The sequence below is a fragment of the Caulobacter sp. GW822-FHT01G02 genome (genome assembly GCF_058802865.1).
Window position 1 is genome coordinate 500,185 of sequence record NZ_JBXAON010000002.1, and the last position, 17,584, is coordinate 517,768.

General features: G+C 67.5%; 16 protein-coding genes and 1 pseudogene. 7 read left to right on the top strand and 10 right to left on the bottom strand.

Going from position 1 to position 17,584, the window contains the following annotated elements; all coding sequences use genetic code 11:
- Positions 1 to 53: 53 nt before the first annotated feature.
- Positions 54 to 494, bottom strand: coding sequence for a type II 3-dehydroquinate dehydratase (gene aroQ / locus AC1RNC_RS07830; RefSeq protein WP_492885094.1), 441 nt, complete (start codon positions 492 to 494; stop codon positions 54 to 56).
- 78 nt (positions 495 to 572) lie between these two features.
- Here aroQ and thiS point away from each other — a divergent pair, with 78 nt between their 5' ends.
- The 3 genes and pseudogenes from thiS to AC1RNC_RS07845 form a co-directional block, all read left to right on the top strand.
- Positions 573 to 773 carry a sulfur carrier protein ThiS gene (gene thiS, locus AC1RNC_RS07835; protein WP_492885095.1) on the top strand — a complete coding sequence of 67 codons (201 nt, stop codon included), beginning with the start codon at positions 573 to 575 and terminating at the stop codon, positions 771 to 773.
- A 45-nt stretch (positions 774 to 818) separates the two neighbouring features.
- Complete coding sequence (locus AC1RNC_RS07840; protein ID WP_492885096.1) at positions 819 to 1,631, top strand: thiazole synthase; 813 nt, start codon at positions 819 to 821, stop codon at positions 1,629 to 1,631.
- A pseudogene (locus AC1RNC_RS07845) lies at positions 1,628 to 1,791 on the top strand (hypothetical protein); the annotation flags it as partial. The gene AC1RNC_RS07840 and the pseudogene AC1RNC_RS07845, both read left to right, overlap by 4 nt.
- Here the strand turns inward: AC1RNC_RS07845 and AC1RNC_RS07850 are convergent.
- The 4 genes from AC1RNC_RS07850 to AC1RNC_RS07865 all read right to left on the bottom strand — a co-directional run bounded on the left by AC1RNC_RS07850 (position 1,742) and on the right by AC1RNC_RS07865 (position 7,012).
- Positions 1,742 to 2,488: a DsbA family protein gene (locus tag AC1RNC_RS07850; RefSeq protein WP_492885098.1), complete on the bottom strand. Its 747-nt coding sequence runs from the start codon at positions 2,486 to 2,488 to the stop codon at positions 1,742 to 1,744. The pseudogene AC1RNC_RS07845 and the gene AC1RNC_RS07850 overlap by 50 nt on opposite strands.
- Before the next feature lie 73 nt (positions 2,489 to 2,561).
- On the bottom strand, positions 2,562 to 3,977 hold the full coding sequence (locus tag AC1RNC_RS07855; RefSeq protein ID WP_492885100.1) for a M48 family metalloprotease: 1,416 nt from the start codon (positions 3,975 to 3,977) through the stop codon (positions 2,562 to 2,564).
- A gap of 142 nt (positions 3,978 to 4,119) precedes the next feature.
- Entirely contained in the window at positions 4,120 to 6,870 is a 2,751-nt protein-coding gene (locus AC1RNC_RS07860) for an Rne/Rng family ribonuclease (protein WP_492885102.1), read from the bottom strand.
- Entirely contained in the window at positions 6,794 to 7,012 is a 219-nt protein-coding gene (locus tag AC1RNC_RS07865; protein ID WP_099577706.1) for a hypothetical protein, read from the bottom strand. Before AC1RNC_RS07865 ends, AC1RNC_RS07860 begins: the two co-directional genes overlap by 77 nt.
- Before the next feature lie 437 nt (positions 7,013 to 7,449).
- On the opposite strand from AC1RNC_RS07865, the gene AC1RNC_RS07870 reads away from it, so the two are divergent.
- The 3 genes from AC1RNC_RS07870 (at position 7,450) to prfB (ending at position 12,448) form a co-directional block, all read left to right on the top strand.
- On the top strand, positions 7,450 to 8,646 hold the full coding sequence (locus tag AC1RNC_RS07870; RefSeq protein ID WP_492885104.1) for an N-acetylmuramoyl-L-alanine amidase family protein: 1,197 nt from the start codon (positions 7,450 to 7,452) through the stop codon (positions 8,644 to 8,646).
- Between the two features lie 229 nt (positions 8,647 to 8,875).
- Complete coding sequence (locus tag AC1RNC_RS07875; RefSeq protein ID WP_492885106.1) at positions 8,876 to 11,242, top strand: penicillin-binding protein 1A; 2,367 nt, start codon at positions 8,876 to 8,878, stop codon at positions 11,240 to 11,242.
- Between the two features lie 83 nt (positions 11,243 to 11,325).
- Positions 11,326 to 12,448, top strand: a protein-coding gene (gene prfB, locus AC1RNC_RS07880; RefSeq protein ID WP_492885108.1) for a peptide chain release factor 2 whose coding sequence is annotated in 2 segments (ribosomal slippage) — positions 11,326 to 11,394 and positions 11,396 to 12,448 — 1,122 coding nt in all. Because the reading frame shifts where the segments join, the coding sequence is not laid out codon by codon here.
- Positions 12,449 to 12,532: 84 nt separating this feature from the next.
- Here the strand turns inward: prfB and AC1RNC_RS07885 are convergent.
- From AC1RNC_RS07885 to AC1RNC_RS07905, 5 genes are all read right to left on the bottom strand, one after another.
- Positions 12,533 to 13,024 (bottom strand): bactofilin family protein, encoded by a 492-nt coding sequence (locus AC1RNC_RS07885; RefSeq protein WP_492838505.1) that lies wholly within the window; start codon positions 13,022 to 13,024, stop codon positions 12,533 to 12,535.
- Entirely contained in the window at positions 13,005 to 14,156 is a 1,152-nt protein-coding gene (locus AC1RNC_RS07890; protein WP_492838504.1) for a M23 family metallopeptidase, read from the bottom strand. The genes AC1RNC_RS07885 and AC1RNC_RS07890 overlap by 20 nt, the downstream gene beginning before the upstream one ends.
- Before the next feature lie 265 nt (positions 14,157 to 14,421).
- Positions 14,422 to 14,883 (bottom strand): peroxiredoxin, encoded by a 462-nt coding sequence (locus AC1RNC_RS07895; RefSeq protein WP_492885110.1) that lies wholly within the window; start codon positions 14,881 to 14,883, stop codon positions 14,422 to 14,424.
- Positions 14,884 to 14,958: 75 nt separating this feature from the next.
- On the bottom strand, positions 14,959 to 16,284 hold the full coding sequence (tyrS, locus tag AC1RNC_RS07900) for a tyrosine--tRNA ligase (protein WP_492885111.1): 1,326 nt from the start codon (positions 16,282 to 16,284) through the stop codon (positions 14,959 to 14,961).
- A 94-nt stretch (positions 16,285 to 16,378) separates the two neighbouring features.
- Entirely contained in the window at positions 16,379 to 16,429 is a 51-nt protein-coding gene (locus tag AC1RNC_RS07905; RefSeq protein WP_024265744.1) for a hypothetical protein, read from the bottom strand.
- 42 nt (positions 16,430 to 16,471) lie between these two features.
- Here AC1RNC_RS07905 and AC1RNC_RS07910 point away from each other — a divergent pair, with 42 nt between their 5' ends.
- On the top strand, positions 16,472 to 17,578 hold the full coding sequence (locus AC1RNC_RS07910) for an anhydro-N-acetylmuramic acid kinase (protein ID WP_492885112.1): 1,107 nt from the start codon (positions 16,472 to 16,474) through the stop codon (positions 17,576 to 17,578).
- Positions 17,579 to 17,584: the final 6 nt, after the last annotated feature.

Consider the following 17,584-nt stretch of genomic DNA (forward strand, 5'->3'; position numbering starts at 1 on the left):
TACCTTGTTCTCTTGAGCGTCTCGGCGGCGGAAAACGCCGGGCGTTATCGTTGTTAAGCGCGGATCAGGCCGAAGGCGGCCTCGATCGCCAGTTCATAACTCGCCGCGCCGAAGCCCGAGACGATCCCGGTGGCGGCCAGCGAAACGAAAGTGTGGCGGCGGAATTCCTCCCTCGCCGCCGGGTTGGACAGGTGGCACTCGATCACCGGGATGCTCAAGGTCTTGAGCGCATCCAGAAGCGCGATCGAGGTGTGGCCGTAGCCGGCCGGATTGATGATCAGCGCCGAGGCCGACTCACGCGCCTCCTGCACCCAGTCGATCAGCACACCCTCATGATTGGACTGGCGGAAGACCACCGAAAAGCCACGTGAAGCCGCCCGCGCCTCACAGCGCGTACGGACATCCTCGAGGGTGTCCTTGCCGTAAATCTCGGGCTCCCGGGTCCCCAACAGGTTGAGGTTGGGCCCGCTCAGCACGTGGATCGGTTTTACCATGCGGCTCCGCCGTCGATTCCGAGGGTCTTGTATAGCCGGTTCCGCCGGGTCACAAGCACGGCTCGCTTCGGAGGTGAGATGAGGCTTTTACTGAACGGGGAAGAGCGGGACGTGGCCGACGTCGTCACGATCGCCGATCTGGTGGGCGCCCTGGGTCTGGACGCCCGCAAGGTGGCGGTCGAGCGCAACCTCGAGATCGCCCCGCGCTCGACCTACGCCGACACGGAATTGGCGGATGGCGACCGCATCGAGATCGTGACGTTTATCGGCGGCGGTTGATCCTCCGCATTTGAAACGCCGGCTTCCCGGGCGTAAACCACCCCCATGAACGCGCACGTTTCCCCCGACTCCGTCACGTCTCCGGACGCCGATGAAACCTGGACCGTCGCCGGCCGCACCTTCCGCTCGCGCCTGATCGTCGGCACGGGCAAGTACAAGGACTATGCGACCAACGCCGCCGCCGCCCGCGCGGCCGGGGCCGAGATCGTCACCGTGGCCGTGCGCCGCGTGAACCTGACCGACCCGACCCAGCCGCTGCTGGTCGACTATGTCAAGCCCAGCGAATTCACCTATCTGCCCAACACGGCGGGCTGCTTCACCGGCGAGGACGCCGTGCGCACCCTGCGCCTGGCCCGCGAGGCCGGCGGCTGGGACCTGGTCAAGCTGGAGGTCCTCAGCGACCCCAAGACCCTGTTTCCGGACATGGAAGAGACCCTGCGCTCGCTGAAGTTGCTGGTCGCCGAGGGGTTCCAGGTGATGGTCTATTGCTCGGACGATCCGGTCTATGCCCGCAAGCTGGAAGAGGCCGGCGCGGTGGCGATCATGCCGCTGGGCGCGCCGATCGGCTCGGGTCTGGGCATCCAGAATCGCGTCAACCTGCGGATCATCGTCGAGAACGCCAAGGTCCCGGTGCTGGTCGACGCCGGCGTCGGCACGGCCTCGGACGCGGCGATCGGCATGGAGCTGGGCTGCGACGCCATCCTGATGAACACCGCCATCGCCGAGGCCAAGGACCCGATCCGCATGGCCAGGGCCATGAAGCACGCGGTCATCGCCGGGCGGGAGGCGTATCTGGCCGGGCGGATGCAGAAGCGCCTGTACGCCGATCCGAGCTCGCCGCTGGGCGGGCTGATCTGACCTCGGACGCTGAAAACCTCGTCCTTCGACAAGCTCAGGATGAGGTTTTCAAATGATACGCGGGTGAAGTCGCCCTCATCCTGAGCTTGTCGAAGGACGAGGGCGGCTCCTCAGCCCGCCTTCGCCTTGGCCGCGCGGGTCTGATCAATCGCCAGCTTCAGCGCGTTGATGTCCGCGCCCGGAACCAGGGTGTCGCCGACGATGAAGGCTGGGGTGCCCGACAGTTGCAGGGTCTTGGCCAGGGTGTCGGTGTCGGCCAGGTGCTGGGTGACGGCCTCGCTCTCGCCGGCGGCCTTGGCCCTGGTCATGTCGATGCCCAGGCCGGCCGCGATCCGCAGGGCGGCGGCGGCGTCCAGGGCGTTCTCGGCCATCAGCGCCTTGTAGAGCTCCAGGCTCTTGCCCTGGTCCTTGGCGCCCAACGCCAGACGGGCGGCGGCCTCGCTGTCGTGGCCGAAGATCACGAAGTCCTTCAGCACCAGGCGGACATCCGGGTTCTTCTGAACGAGGTCGACGATCTCGGGCGCGGCGTGGCGGCAATAGCCGCAGCGATAGTCGAAGAACTCGGTGACGGTGATCGAGCCATTCGGATTGATCACGATGTCGCGCGGGTCGCGCTCGATGGCCTGTCGGTATTGGCCGATGGCCTTCTGGGCCGAGGCGGCCTGCTGCGAGGCCTGCTTTTCCTGCAGCTTCTGGCTGGCCTCCATCAGCACCTCGGGGTGCTCCAGCAGATAGGCGCGGACCTTTTCTCCGAACGCCTTGCTAGGCTTGGGCGCGGGGCGTTCGCAGCCGGCGAGGGCCAAGCCGGCGATGGCTAGCGGAACAGCGAGGGTCGCGGCGCGACGGAGCAGGGTCATGAAGATCTCGAACGTGGAAGAGTGAGGCGGCTAGCGCGCTTTAGCTTTAGATGGAATCTAAACGGGACAGGCTCTAGTGGCTAAGGTTGGATTGCGCCGCGCCGTCCTTGGCCAGATCCTTCAGGTCCTGGTTGGAGGGGCGCGAGGCCAGGACGATGTCGGTGGCGCGGCGCCAGTCGGGGGTGTTCTTGGTCAGCAGCTCTCGGGCGCGCATGGCGAAGACGCGGGCCTCGCGCACGGCGCCGAGCGAGTAGTACTGCTCGGCCGTGGCCAGACGCGCCTCGCCGTCCTTCTTCTGGGTGTCGTAGGCCTGGGCCAGCAGGCGCCAGGTCACCGAATTGTCCGGATCGTTCAGCAGGCTGCGCTTGAGCTCCTGGACGCCTTCCTCGACCTTCTTCGGATCGTTGAGATTGATCAGGGTCTGGCCGAGATTGACGCGCAGCAGGGCCGCGTCGGGCTTCAGCTGCACTGACTTGCGCTGCGGCTCCTCGGCCTGAGCCACGCGGTTGAATTCGAACAGGATCTGGCCCTTCAGCTCCCACAGGTAGGGATTGTCGGGATGGTCGGCGATCAGCGGCTCCAGCAACTGAAGGGCCCGGTCGGGCTCCTTCATCTGGTAGTAGGCGATCGCGCGCGCGTAGCGGGCCGGAAAGCCGGTGTCGGTTTCCTTGTATTTCATCAAGGCGACTTGCGGGTTCAGGAACCCTTCCAGCTTGGCCTTCATGATCTCGTGCTGGGCCAGGTCCTCGGGCGTGTCGACGGCGCTGTAGTGCGGCTGGCGTTCGACGCGGCTGCGCAGCACCTCGATCCGTTCGGACGACAGGGGGTGGCTGCGGAAATATTCGTAGCGGCGGGCCTGATCGAAGACTTCCTGATAGCGGAAGTTGTCGAAGAACTCGACGAGGCCGCGCCCTGACTGGCCGGTGGCCTCCAGGAAACCGGCGCCGGCCTGGTCGGCGCGCGATTCCTGCTCGCGGCTGTAGCCTAGCGCGCCCAGCGCCCCGGCGTACTGGGCGTTGCCCAGCAGGACGGCGGCGCCGTCGGCGGACCCGGCCAGGGCCGCCAGGACGCCCAGGCCCATGGTCAGGATCATCGGCTTGAGGCCCGCGCGCGTCATCTCGCCGGACCGGATCGGGTGGCCGCCGGCCAGGTGTCCGGTTTCGTGGGCGATGACGCCGCGTAGCTGGTTGGGGTTCTCGGTCTGCAGGATCAGGCCGGTATTGAGGCCCATCTGCAGGCCCTGGGTGGCGAAGGCGTTCAGCGACTTGTCGCCGACGATCAGGATGCGAACCGTCTTGGGATCCAGGCCGGCCGCCGCATAGATCGGGTCGGCGTCGTGGTGCAGGATTTCCTCGATCTCGGTGTCCCGGATCAGGGAAGGGCCGTCGTCCTGGGCCAGAGCGATCTGGGGAATACTGGACGCGAGCACGGCCAACGCGGACAAAGCCACGCCGAGTCGCTTCCCAGCTTGCCCGCTACGCGAGGTCATTAAGTGATCTCCAGATCGCGCCCCCGCGAACCCCGACCAGTCTAACTTGGAAGCTGGAGGCGAGGGAACAAGGGTCTCGCTTCCGCCTCAAGACGATTTCGGCCCGCGCATCCAACGATGCGCGGGCCGTCATCAGGTCAGCCTACCGGCGCCACCAGCCCTTGCGGGGCTTTTCGGGCGGGGTGGTGATCTCGTTCGGATCCGGCTCGGCCGGAGCGGCCAGGGCCGTTTCGACAACAGGTTCCGGCGGCGCTTCCACAACCGGCGCGGGCGCGGCCTCGACGACCGGTTCCGGAGCGGGCTCCGCGGTCGGTTCTGGCGCAACCACGGCGGCGCTCTCGGTCACGGCTTCGGCGACAGCCTGGACAGCCGCCTCGGGGGCGGCGTCCTCGGCGGCGGCCTTCTTGCCGCGCGAGCGGACACGCTTGGGCTTCTTCGGCGCTTCCTCGGCCTCGGGCAGTTCGACCCAGACGTCGGCGGGCGGACCCGAGATCACCGGCGGCGTCAGGACCGGCGTTTCGTAGGGCTCTACCGGTTCAACGGGGCTGATCGCGTCGACGGCGGCGGTCGCTTCGGCCGAAGTCTCGACCACGGGAGCGTCGTCGCGGTTGCGGCGACCACGGTCACGGCCACGACGGCCGCGTTCGCGGGCCGGACGTTCCTCGCGCTCGACGCGTTCCGGACGCTCCGCGGTTTCTTCACGCTCGACGCGGGCTTCCGGCGCCGGACGGCGCGGTTCGCTATTGCCGCCGACCAGGGCGGCGGGGTCGTGCCAGGTGAAGACGTTCTCGCCGAACGGGACGCGCGGACGGATCCAGACGAAGGCGTCGGTCGGACGATCGCCGTCCTCGCGACCGCCACGACGGCCGCCACGGCGACCGCGGCGGCGACGGCGACGGGCGCCGTCATCATCATCGCCGAATTCGGCGCGGTCGTCGGCGTCGCCTTCGAGCTCGTCTTCGTCGCCTTCGACTTCGGCTTCGGCCGGAGCCTCGCCTTCGGTCTCGCGTTCGTCACGACGACCCCGGCCACGGCCGCGATCGCGACGGCCCCGACGGCCCTTGCGGTCGCCGCGATCATCGTCGCGGGCCTGCTTGCGGGCCGAGGCGTCGTCGTCGTCGGTGTCCTCGCGCTCAAGACCCTCTTCGTCCTCGTCGTCGAGGATCTCTTCGTCGTCTTCCTCGTCCTCGAAGGCCGACGGATCGAAATCGTCGTCTTCCTCGACATACGGAGCCGGGGCGACGGCGATGCGCTCGCCCAGCTCGGTGCGCTCGATCTCCTGGTCGCCGGCGTGCAGGCTGTCGTCGACCACGACGGTCACGTGCAGGCCGTGCGTCTGCTGCAGGCGCTGCAGGTAGTCGCGCTTTTCGTTGAGGATGTAGAGGCCGACCGAGCGGGCGACCTTCAGGATCACCGCGCCGGAGCCCTTTAGGGCCTCGGCCTCGACCGCGCGGAGGGCGGCCAGGGCGCTGGACTCGACCGAGCGGACGCGGCCGGTGCCTTCGCAATGTTCGCAGACGTGGGTCGTGCCTTCCAGGACACCGGTGCGGCGACGCTGGCGGCTGATCTCCATCAGGCCGAAGCCCGAGATCTTGCCCATCTGGATGCGAGCGCGGTCGTCCTTGAGCGCGTCCTTCAGAACCTTCTCGACCGCGCGGTTGTTCTTGCCTTCATCCATGTCGATGAAGTCGATGACGATCAGGCCGGCCAGGTCGCGCAGACGCAGCTGGCGAGCGGCTTCCTCGGCCGCTTCCATGTTCGTCTTGAGGGCCGTGGCCTCGATGTTGCGCTCGCGCGTGGCCTTGCCCGAGTTGACGTCGATGGCGACCAGCGCCTCGGTCTGGTTGATCACCAGATAGCCGCCGGAACGCAGCGGCACGACCGGCGAATAGATCTGGGCCAGGTGGTCCTCGATCTTGTGCTTGACGAACAGCGGGGTCGGGTCGCGGTAGTTGAAGACCTTCTTGGCCTGGCTCGGCATCAGCATGCGCATGAAATCGCGCGCTTCCTTGTAGCCGGCGTCGCCCTCGACCCAGATCCCCTCCAGGTCCTTGTCGTACATGTCGCGGATGGCGCGCTTGACGAGGTCTTCTTCCTCGTAGATCAGCGCCGGGGCGACCGAGTGCAGCGTGTTGTCGCGGATGTTTTCCCACAGACGCAGCAGATACTCGTAGTCGCGCTTGACCTCGGCCTTGGTGCGCTTGGCGCCGGCCGTGCGGACGATCAGGCCCATGCCCTGCGGCACGTCCAGGCTGTTGACCACGCTCTTCAGGCGACGGCGGTCCGACACCGCGGTGATCTTGCGGCTGATGCCGCCGCCCCGGGCGGTGTTGGGCATCAGGACGCCGTAGCGGCCGGCCAGCGACAGGTAGGTGGTCAGGGCCGCGCCCTTGTTGCCACGCTCTTCCTTGACGACCTGGACCAGCATGATCTGCCGGCGGCGGATCACTTCCTGGATCTTGTACTTGCGCATCAGCCGGCGCTTGCGGCGGGCCAGCTCTTCTTCGACGTCATCATCGTCGTCGTCGACCGCGTGGCCGCCGTTGACGTCGTCCTCGTCGTCGCCGCCCGAGGCGCGACGCGAGACCGGGGTGTCGTCATCGTCGTCACCCGAATCGTCGCGCATCAGCGCTTCACGGTCGGCGACCGGAATCTGGTAATAGTCCGGGTGGATTTCGTTGAACGCCAGGAACCCGTGGCGGTTACCGCCGTACTCGATGAACGCAGCCTGGAGGCTGGGTTCAACGCGGGTCACCTTGGCGAGGTAGATATTTCCGCGAAGCTGTTTGCGGGTCTGGCTTTCGAAATCGAACTCTTCAACCCGGGTTCCGTCCACGACGACCACACGCGTCTCTTCGGCGTGTGCTGCGTCGATCAGCATCTTCTTCGACATTAAGGAAGTCTCCACGGCGCGCGGCGGGCGCGAGGCCCGGTCGCCGTTCTGAATGAAGGGCGCGCGCGTCGCCGACCGTCGCACCGTCAGCGCGGTTGCGAAGGGTCGGGTGCCAAAGGCGGTCGGGTGCGGCGCAGCCCATTGGGGGTTTCGTTTTTCCCTACCGCGCATGAAGCGCGGACTGGATGGTTTGCCTGTCGCGTCACGAGTGGCGCGAGGAGGTGGTGTTGTCGCGCCGGATGGCGCGGATCGGATGGCGCGTCGTCGCCAGAAGGGCGTTTGAGCCCGACGCGAGCCCTAGATCCGGCGTCTCGGTCGGCGTCTTGCCCGCCAGATCGGCCGTCTCTCGAACACTATCTAGTCTGCCGCCTTCGCGCCGGAAGAGGTTCAAGACCACTTTCGGGGCTCGGACGGCCCGCACGGAGTCGTGACGATCACGACATTCGCGCACGGCGGGACTGTAGCCACATCGACGCACAAAAGAAAAGCTTTCGACGGATGATCTGGACTTAACCCTTTGGCTACCGCCCCGGGAGATATTGACATTCAGTTCACCAGTTTCGGATTACGCGGGCGGGAATGCGTAAGCTTCTTATCAGTTTGGCCCGCATGGGCTGGGTCCGGGCGGCCCTGATTGTCGGGGGCCTCACGGTCGCCGGCGTCGCCGTGGCCACCGCCCAGGGACCGGCCGCGCCGGCCGGCGTGCAGAAGGTCCGCTTCGGCGGCGACCGCAACGAAACCCGCGTCGTCATCGACCTGGATCGCGCCGCGGTCGGCAAGCTGATCTCCGACGGCATGAGCGACCAGCGCCTGGTCATGGCCCTGCCGAACGTGCTGGTGTCCGGCGATCTGCAAGGTTCCGGCCAGGGCCTGGTCAAGCGCTGGGTGATCGACGAGGCCGCGGGCGGCGCCCGTCTGCGCCTGGACCTGACGGGCAAGGCCGAGGTCCGCCGCCGATTCCTGCTGCCGCCAGGCGACGGCGCGACCGCCTATCGCTACGTGATCGACCTGAAGGCCGTCGAGGCCGCGCCGCAGGTCGCCGCCCCGCAGGCTCCACGCCTGACCTTCGCCAGCGGACCGGTCAAGGCCGCGCCGCTGCGCCTGAAGAAGGTCATCGTCATCGACGCCGGCCACGGCGGCAAGGATCCCGGCTCGCTGGGCGCCACTGTCTTCGAGAAGGACGTCACCCTGGCCGCGGCCAAGGCGCTGAAGGCGCGCCTGGAGCGCACCGGCCGCTTCCAGGTCGTGCTGACTCGCGAGACCGACACCTTCATCCCGCTGGAAGGCCGCGTGCAGATCGCCCGTCGCGCCGACGCCGATCTCTTTATTTCCCTGCATGCCGACTCGGGGCCCGACGTCAGCACGCGCGGCGCTTCGGTCTACACCGTGTCTGACAAGGGCTCCGAGCGCGTTGGCCTCGTCCTCGACAAGGACGACTGGCTGATGAAGGCCAATCTGCCGGGCCGCGATCGCGCCGTCAGCCAGATCCTGCTGGACCTGTCGCAGCGCGCCACCAAGAACCGTTCGGCCGCCTTCGCCCAGCTGCTGCTGGCCAGCGTCGGCGAGGAAACCACACTGCTGCGCCGCAGCCACCGCGACGCCGGCTTCATAGTCTTGCTGGCGCCGGACGTGCCCGCCGTGCTGCTGGAGATGGGCTTCATCACCAATCCGGAAGACGAAGCCTTCCTGACCACCAAGGCCAGCCGCAATCGCCTGGTCGACGCGGTCGGCGACTCGATCGAGGCCTATTTCTCGGCGGGTCTGCGCAAGTCCTGACGGGATCGCGATCGCCGAAACTGAAAGCTAATTTCGGCGGCCATCGCGCGACCGACAAGGAACGGGGAGGGCAGCCGCTTCCCCTTTTGCCTGTCGCCCTCTAATCACAGGGACGATCGTTCGTGCTTCGCCCCGCGAGGTGCGACCGCAAAACCGCTTACGGTTCGGCGCCAAGCGATCTAGTGAAGTGTGTGCGGCAGGCGAGGGGGCCTGCCTCGACGGAGGTCGCGTGGATCTGAAACCCACCGAACGATGGATGGCCATCGCGGGCGTGGCGGTGCTTTCGGCCATCGCGGTCGCGGGTTTCGCGATCGCGATCTACGCCGCCTGGCTGTTCCATGACATGCCCGACGCCGGTGAACTGCAGGACTATCGTCCGCCGACGGCGACGCGCGTCTACGCCTGGGACGGCACCCTGATCGGCGAATACAGCAAAGAGCGCCGGATCTTCATCCCCTACGACCAGATCCCGCCGCAGCTGGCTCAGGCCTTCCTGGCGGCCGAGGATCGCAACTTCTTCCAGCACGGCGGCGTCGACGTCTCGGGCCTGTCGCGGGCCATGCTCAAGAACGTCGGCAATGTCGTTCGCGGCAAACGCCTCGAGGGCGGCTCGACCATCACCCAGCAGGTCGCCAAGAACGTCCTGCTGACCAGCGACGCCACGGTCGGGCGCAAGTTCAAGGAAGCGATCCTGGCCCATCGCCTCGAGCAGTCGCTGACCAAGCAGCAGATTCTCGAGCTGTATCTCAACGAAATCTGGCTGGGCTATCGCTCGTTCGGCGTCGGCGCGGCCGCCTACAACTATTTCGGCAAGTCGCTGCCGGATCTGACCCTGGCCGAATGCGCCTTCCTGGCCTCGCTGCCCAAGGGACCGGACAACTACCATCCGATCCGCAACAAGGCCAAAGCCATGACCCGGCGCAACTGGGTGCTGGGCCAGATGGCCGATCAGGGTTGGGTGTCGAAGGCCGAGGCCCAGAAGGCCATGGCCGAGGATCTGGTGGTCCAGGCCGCGCCCAAGCGGGCTGCCTATCGCGACGCCGACTATTTCGTCGAGGAAGTGCGCCAGCGCGGCATGGCCACGCTGGGGCCACGCCTCAGCGAGGGCGGTTACTACATGCGCACCACGCTGGATCCGCGTCTGCAGACGGCCGCGCGCTCGGCGCTGATGGACGGCCTGGAGAAGTACGACCGCCGCCACGGCTGGCGCGGAGCCTGGGGCCATGTCGAATCGACGGATCTGGCCTGGGAAAAGACCGCCCTGGCCAAGGCCCCGCCGGCCGAGCGCGGCAAGTGGCGCCAGGCCCTGGTCGTCTCCAACGACGGCCGAGTCCGCCTCGTCAAGGACGAAGGCGAAGGCCAGATCGTCGGCGAGGACCTCACCTGGGCCAAGAACGGCAAGGGCCTGAAGGCCGGCGACCTGGTGTTCGTCGAGAAGACCGACGCCGGCTATCGCCTGCGCCAGGTTCCGGCGGTCAATGGCGCCCTTGTGGCCATGGAGCCCTATACCGGCCGGATCGTCGCCCTGGTCGGCGGCTACAGCTACTCGCTGTCAAACTTCAACCGCGCCACCCAGGCGATGCGCCAGCCCGGCTCGTCGTTCAAGCCGTTCGTCTACGCCACCGCGCTGGAGAACGGCTACACCCCGGCCAGCGTCGTCGTCGACAGCGCCATCACCTTCAAGGGCGCGAACGGCCAGGACTGGAGCCCGGAGAACTACCACAAGGAGTTCTACGGCGCTCAGCCGCTGCGCAAGGGCCTGGAACAGTCGATCAACGCCATGACCGTGCGCCTGGCCCAGGGCGTCGGCATGAAGAAGGTCGTCGACTTCGCCCAGCGCGCCGGTGTGACCCGCAACATGGATCCCGTCCTGGCCATGGCCCTGGGCGCGGGCGAAACGACGCCGTTCAAGCTGACGGCGGCCTACGCCGCGTTCGTCAACGGCGGCCGCCGTGTCGACCCGCACCTGATCGAACTGGTGCAGGACCGCGAGGGCAAGGTCATCTTCCGGGCCGACAAGCGTGATTGCGAGCGCTGCGACGCGGGCTTCAACGGCGATGAAAGCCCCAGGTTCGCCGCGCCAGGCGAGCAGATCATGGATCCGGTCACCGCCTACCAGATCACCTCCATGCTGCAGGGCGTGGTCCAGCGCGGCACCGCCGCCGCGGTCAGCTCCCTCGGTCGCCCGCTGGCCGGCAAGACCGGCACGACCAACGAGTACCGCAGCGCCTGGTTCGTCGGCTATTCGCCCAATCTCGTGGTCGGCGTCTTCGTCGGTTTCGACGACAACCGCTCGCTGGGCGAGGGCGAGACGGGCGCCACCGACGCCGTGCCGGTGTTCATGGACTTCATGAAGGTGGCGCTGGACGGCCAGCCGGCCGTCGACTTCAAGCCGCCGAAGAACGCCAAGTTCGCCATGGTGCGCGGCGTCCGCGAGGCCTTCCGTCCGGGCACCGAGCCGAAGGTGGAGGTCGCGCCGACCGGACCGATCCCGTACGAGCAGATCTCGCCGGGCCTGCCGCAACCGGTCCAGCCGGCGCCTCAACCGGGCAAGCCGCCGCCGCAGAAGGTCGATCCCCTCAGTGGGCTCTATTAGGGCGGGCTCTACGAACTCTCATTGCGCGGGAGAGCGACGCGCGTTATTTCCCGCGCCCTTCAACACTGTCACGGAGTAACGTGATGCGACCGGATGTCGAGGCCGCCGCGGCTGACATCGAGCAGTCCATTGGACTGCTCAGGAGGCGTCTTTGACTGGGATGTCGCCCTTCGAAAGCTCGATGAGCTGAACGCCCGGGTCGAAGACCCGACCCTGTGGGATCGCCCGACCGAGGCCCAGGCCGTCTCGCGCGAGCGCGCCGCCCTGGCCGCCAAGGTCGAGGCCGTGCAAGGCATCGAGCGCGACGTCAAGGACGCGCTGGAATATGCCGAGCTGGCCGACATGGAGTCCGACGAGGATTCCCTGAACGACGCCCGCGCCCAGCTGAAGGCCATCAAGGAACGCGCCGGCCGCGCCGAACTCGAGGCTCTGCTCTCGGGCGAGGCCGACGGCAACGACGCCTATATCGAGATCAACTCCGGGGCCGGCGGCACCGAGTCGTGCGACTGGGCAGGCATCCTGCTGCGCATGTACACGCGCTGGGCCAACGCCCACGGCATGACGACCGAGCTGATCGAAGAGACCGACGGCGACCAGGCCGGCATCAAGTCGGCGACCTTGCTGGTCAAGGGGCCCAACGCCTATGGCTGGCTGAAGACCGAGGCTGGCGTGCACCGTCTGGTGCGCATCAGCCCCTATGACAGCAGTGCGCGCCGCCATACCTCGTTCGCCTCGGCCTGGGTCTATCCCGTGGTCGACGATACGATCGAGATCGAGATCAACCCGGCCGACGTGCGCACCGACACCTACCGCGCCTCCGGCGCCGGCGGTCAGCACATCAACAAGACCGACTCGGCCGTGCGCCTGACGCACATCCCGACCGGCATCGCCGTGGCCTGCCAGGCCGGGCGCTCGCAGCACCAGAACCGTGAAGAAGCGTGGAAGATGCTGCGCGCCCGTCTCTACGAGGCCGAGCTGCAACGGCGTGAAGCCGCCCAGCAGGCGCTGGAAGACCAGAAGACCGACATCGGCTGGGGTCACCAGATCCGCAGCTACGTCCTGCAGCCCTACCAGATGGTCAAGGACCTGCGGACCAACGTCGAGACTTCCGATACCCAAGGCGTTCTGGACGGCGACCTCGACGCCTTCATGGGCGCCTCGCTGGCCCAGCGCGTCGGCGCCACGCGCGACGCGACGGAAGGCTAAGGTCCACGCCCTGGAATACGAAAACGCCCCGGGTGATCCGGGGCGTTCTTGTATCTGAAGCCTGCGTTCGGAAAGTCCGAAGCCTCAGCCCGCGACGGGCTTGGCCTGGGCGATCGCCAGTTGCTCCGGGGGCGGCGCCGGCTGGGCGACCGGCGCGGGGCGCTGGAACTTCAGGCTGCGGCCCTGGAAGAAGGCCCCGGTTTCCATGGCCAGCTGCTCGTGGGTGATGTCGCCATCGACATATGAGGTGCCATAGAGGCGGACCTGCTTGGAGGTGATCGCGCCGACCACGCGGCCGCGCACTTCCACCGCCTCGGCATAGACGCCGCCCTCGACGTGGCCGGTCTCGCCGACGGTCAGGCGGCCGACGCGGACATCGCCCTTGACCACGCCGTCGATCTGCAGCTCGCCTTCGCCGGTGACGCTGCCCTCGATGGTCAGGTCGGCCGACAGCAGGGACGCCACTTTCGGCGGCGCGCGGCGGGCCTGGTCGGCGGGGGCAGCCGTCATCGGAGTCGGCAGGGGCTCGATGCGAGCCGGGTTTTTCGAGCCCGACTTAGCTTGTTTGCTGAACATACTCACCAGCCTTCAAGTAGCGATTGGGATTCTGAGCCTTACCGTTGACCCAGACTTCGTAGTGGAGGTGCGGCCCGGTCGAACGGCCGGTCGAGCCCATGGCGCCGACGCGGCTGCCGATGGTCACGCGCTCGCCGACGCGGACACTGATGGAGGCCAGGTGGGCGTAGCGGGTCTTGAAGCCGCCGCCGTGGTCGATCTCGACCGTGTTGCCGTAGCCGGAGCGGACGCCGGTGAACGAGATGACGCCGGGCGCCGTGGCCATGATCGGGGTGCGCATGGCGCCGGGGAAGTCCAGGCCTGAATGGAAGGCCGGACGGTGCGTGAACGGGTCGAAGCGGACGCCGTAGCTGGACGATAGGGCCGGATTGCTGGTCGGACGGTAGAAGGGCAGCTTCTTGGCTGCCGCGCCCAGGCTGCGCATGTCCGACATGTCGTTGGCCGCGTGCTGGATGCGGCTGGCGAAATCCTCGTCGACGTCGAGGACCGCGGCCAGGGCGCGCGGATCCTTGGCCTCGATCAGCGGGCCGCCCAGCGACACGCCGCGACCCGTGAAGTTGCCGGCGTCCAGGCCCGCCATCCGCATGGCCAGGCGCAGGCGCTCGGCGCGGCTCTTGGCGAAGCTTTCGGCGGCGTCGATCAGGCGCTCCTGATCCATCCGGGTGGCCTGGATGCGCTGCACCGGGCTGGCGGCCAGCAGGCGGGGCTTGGCGACGGTCAGGGCCTGGGCGGCGCCGGGCACGCCCTTGAAATCGGAAACCAGCAGGGCGAGGGCGGCGTGACGCTTCTCGACCGAAGCGGCCAGGTCTTCCAGCGAGCCATTGGTGGCCGACAGCTGGGCCACGGCGCTGTTCAGGCGAGCCTGGCGGTCGGCGTTCAGGCGCTCGTAATAGGCCTTCTGGCGGATGACCTGCTGGTCGGTCGAGCTGACCGCCAGGGCGTTGACCGCCATCGACGCGGTGCAGACGCCCATCCACAGCGCGGTGACGGCGACGACGGACGCGCCCAGCAGCTGCTTGTTGGTGGAAAAGACGTAGCCGCGCATCTCGCCGCCGGAGCGGATATAGATGTGCCGTTCGGGAAACAGGGCTTCGAGAGAGTGCCGCAGTCGCTTAAAGCGCTTGATCGCCATCGCCCAAGAAACCCCCCGTTTCAGGTCTGGGCGATATGCTACGAGAAAGCGGAAACGCGCAAGACTCTTCGCGCCCTAAGTGAGCGCGACTCGCGAAAAGTCACATTGCGCCTCGATCCTTAACGTTTCCTCACCGTCAGGACCAAACGTTAAGGCTGTATTCAAACGCAAAAGCCACAGGGGGATGCGCCGATACAACACCTCAGCGACCAACGGGTTCCCCCGAGAGACGAAAGCAGCGAGGCGAACAGAGCGAGACGAAAATCTACTTGATGGCCTTGGCGGCGGTCATCACGGCCTTGATGTGGCCGGGCACCTTCACCTTGCGCCAGACTTCGCGGACGACGCCTTCGCGGTCGATCAGGAAGGTCGAGCGGTCGATGCCCATGTACTTGCGGCCATACATGCTCTTTTCGACCCAGGCGCCATAGGCCTCGACAACGTCGCCCAGCGGATCGGCGGCCAGGTCGATGGTCAGGTCGTGCTTGGCGCGGAACTTGGCGTGCGAGGCGACGCTGTCCTTGGACACGCCGACGATCACCGCGCCCAGCTTCTGGAACTCCTCGACTTCCGACGAGAACTGCAGGGCTTCCGACGTGCAGCCGGCGGTGTCGTCCTTCGGATAGAAGTACAGGACGACATTCTTGCCCCTCAGGCTGGCCAGGCTGACGCGGCCGGTGTCGGTCGGCAGGTCGAAATCAGGGGCCTTGTCGCCGGGCTGCAGCATCGAACGCGTCTCCTGGGGGAAAGGGTCACCCCGGCCCTTGGCTACGCCAGGGCCGGGAGCACAATCAACCGATAACTAAACGGGCTTCACCAACACGATCTTCTTCTTGCCGGCGGCCAGCTTGACGACGCCTTCGACGAGGTCGGCCGAGGTAATCACCCGGTCCGCGCTGGCCTCGGCCTTGTCGTTGACCTTCAGGCCGCCGCCCTGGGCCAGACGACGGGCCTCGCCGCGTGAACCAGCCAGGCCCGCGTCGGCGAACAGGGCCGCCAGCACGATACCGGCTTCCAGTTCGGCCGCCGGGACCTCGAAGGTCGGCAGGTCGGCCGACAGCGCGCCCTGCTCGAAGGCCTTCTCGGCGGCGTCGCGGGCCTTGCGGGCCTCCTCTTCGCCGTGGGCCATGCGGGTGGCTTCGTCGGCCAGCACCTTCTTGGCGTCGTTGATCTGGGCGCCTTCGAGGGCTTCCAACTCGGCGATCTTCTCCAGCGGCAGGTCGGTGAACAGCTTCAGGAAGCGGCCGACGTCGGCGTCCTCCGTATTACGCCAGAACTGCCAGTAGTCGTAGGGGCTCAGTTGCTCGGCGTTCAGCCACACCGCGCCGGCCATGGTCTTGCCCATCTTGGCGCCCGAGGCGGTGGCCAGCAGCGGCGTCGTCAGGCCGAAGGCGGCCTTGTGGTCGACGCGGCGGGTCAGCTCGACGCCGTTGAGGATGTTGCCCCACTGGTCCGAGCCGCCCATCTGCAGCACGCAGCCGTGGGCGCGGTTCAGCTCCAGGAAGTCCACCGCCTGCATCAGCATGTAGTTGAATTCGAGGAAGGTCATCGGCTGCTCGCGCTCGAGCCGCAGCTTGACCGAGTCGAAGGCCAGCATCCGGTTGACCGTGAAGTGCACGCCGTAGTCGCGCAGGAACTGCACGTAGCCGAACTTGCTGAGCCAGGCGTCGTTGTCGACCATGATGGCGTCGGTCGGGCCGTCGCCGAAGGTCAGGAACTTGGCGAAGACCTGCTTGATGCCGGCGATGTTGGCGGCGATGTCGGCGTCCGACAGCAGCTTGCGGCTCTCGTCCTTGCCGGTCGGGTCGCCGACCTTGGTCGTGCCGCCGCCCATCAGGACGATCGGCTTGTGACCAGCCTGCTGCAGGCGGCGCAGCATCATGATCTGGATCAGGCTGCCGACGTGCAGGCTGGGGGCCGTGGCGTCGAAGCCGATGTAAGCGGTGATGATCCCGCTGGCGGCCGCGGCGTCCAGCTCGTCCGGATGGGTGATCTGATGGATGTAGCCGCGCGCCTCCAGGGTTCGCAGGAACTCCGACTTGAAGGACGGCGCGGCGGACATGGTTCGACTCTCTGAAATGGATGGCGGGCCGTCTAGCACGGCGAGGCCTGAATGTGAGGGTTTCATTTCAAACTCCGGGCAGGGGAGCCGGAGCGCATGATCGACTGGATGAGAGCGACCCCGGCGAGGCGGGGCGGCGACGTGTCTGGTCAGCCTCCCGCTATGGCAGCGGGCGGTAATAGGGGCGGGCCAGGACGAAAGCGTCGATCATGGGTCTAGCTACCGTTAGCCGCCCGTGGCAGTCAACGTCTCCATGAAGATCCTGGGATTTATGACCGGCACCTCGCTCGACGCGGTCGACATGGCGGTGCTGGAAACCGACGGCGAAGACATCCAGGGCTTCGGCCCGGCCGGCGAGCGCAAGCTGCGCGAGGCGACCCGCGATCTGCTGCTGAAGACCACCGACATCGCCCGCGCCTGGCCGCGCGGCGAGCCCGAGCCGGCGATCTTCGACGAGGCCCGCAGGGCCGTCGCCGACGAACATTTCCATGCCGCCGAGAGCTTCATCGAGGAGCACGGCCTGGCGTGGAGCGACTTCGACCTGCTGGGCGTCCACGGCCAGACGGTGCTGCACGAGCGGCCGACCGCCGAGCGTGTTGGACGCACGGTCCAGTTGCTGGACGCCGAGCGCCTGGCCAAGGCCACGGGCCGTCCGGTGGCCTTCGACTTCCGCACCGCCGACGTGGCGGCCGGCGGGGAGGGCGCGCCCCTGGCGCCGATCTACCATGCCGCCCGCGCCCGGGCCTCGGGGCTGGCCGCGCCGGTGGCGGCGCTGAACGTCGGCGGGGTGGCCAACATCACCCTGATCGGCCCGGACGGAGCCTTGCTGGCTTTCGACACCGGCCCCGGCAACGGCATGATCGACCTGATGCTACAGGCGCGCGGCATCGCCCGCTTCGACGAGGACGGCAGGCTGGCCTCGGTCGGGCGCGTCGACGAACGGGCGCTGAACGCCCTGCTGTCGAGCCCGTATTTCGACGCGCCGGTCCCGAAGTCGCTGGACCGCTACGATTTCTCGCTGGAGCCCGTGGCGCACCTGTCGCCCGAAGACGCCGCCGCGACCCTGGTGGCCTTCACCGCCGAGGGGGTGTTCCGCGCCTTCAGCCAAGGCGGCGAGACGCCCAGCGCCCTGATCGTCTGCGGCGGCGGCCGGCACAATCCGGCGATCATGAGGACCCTAGCCGAGCGGGCGCCCGTGCCGGTCGAGGCCGCCGAAGCCCACGGCTGGCGCGGCGACAGCATCGAGGCCGAGGCTTTCGCCTACCTGGCGGCGCGGACGGCCAAAGGGCTGCCGATCAGCTTTCCGGGGACGACGGGGGTGAAGGCGGCGATGACGGGCGGAAGAATAGTTACACCCTAGATCCTC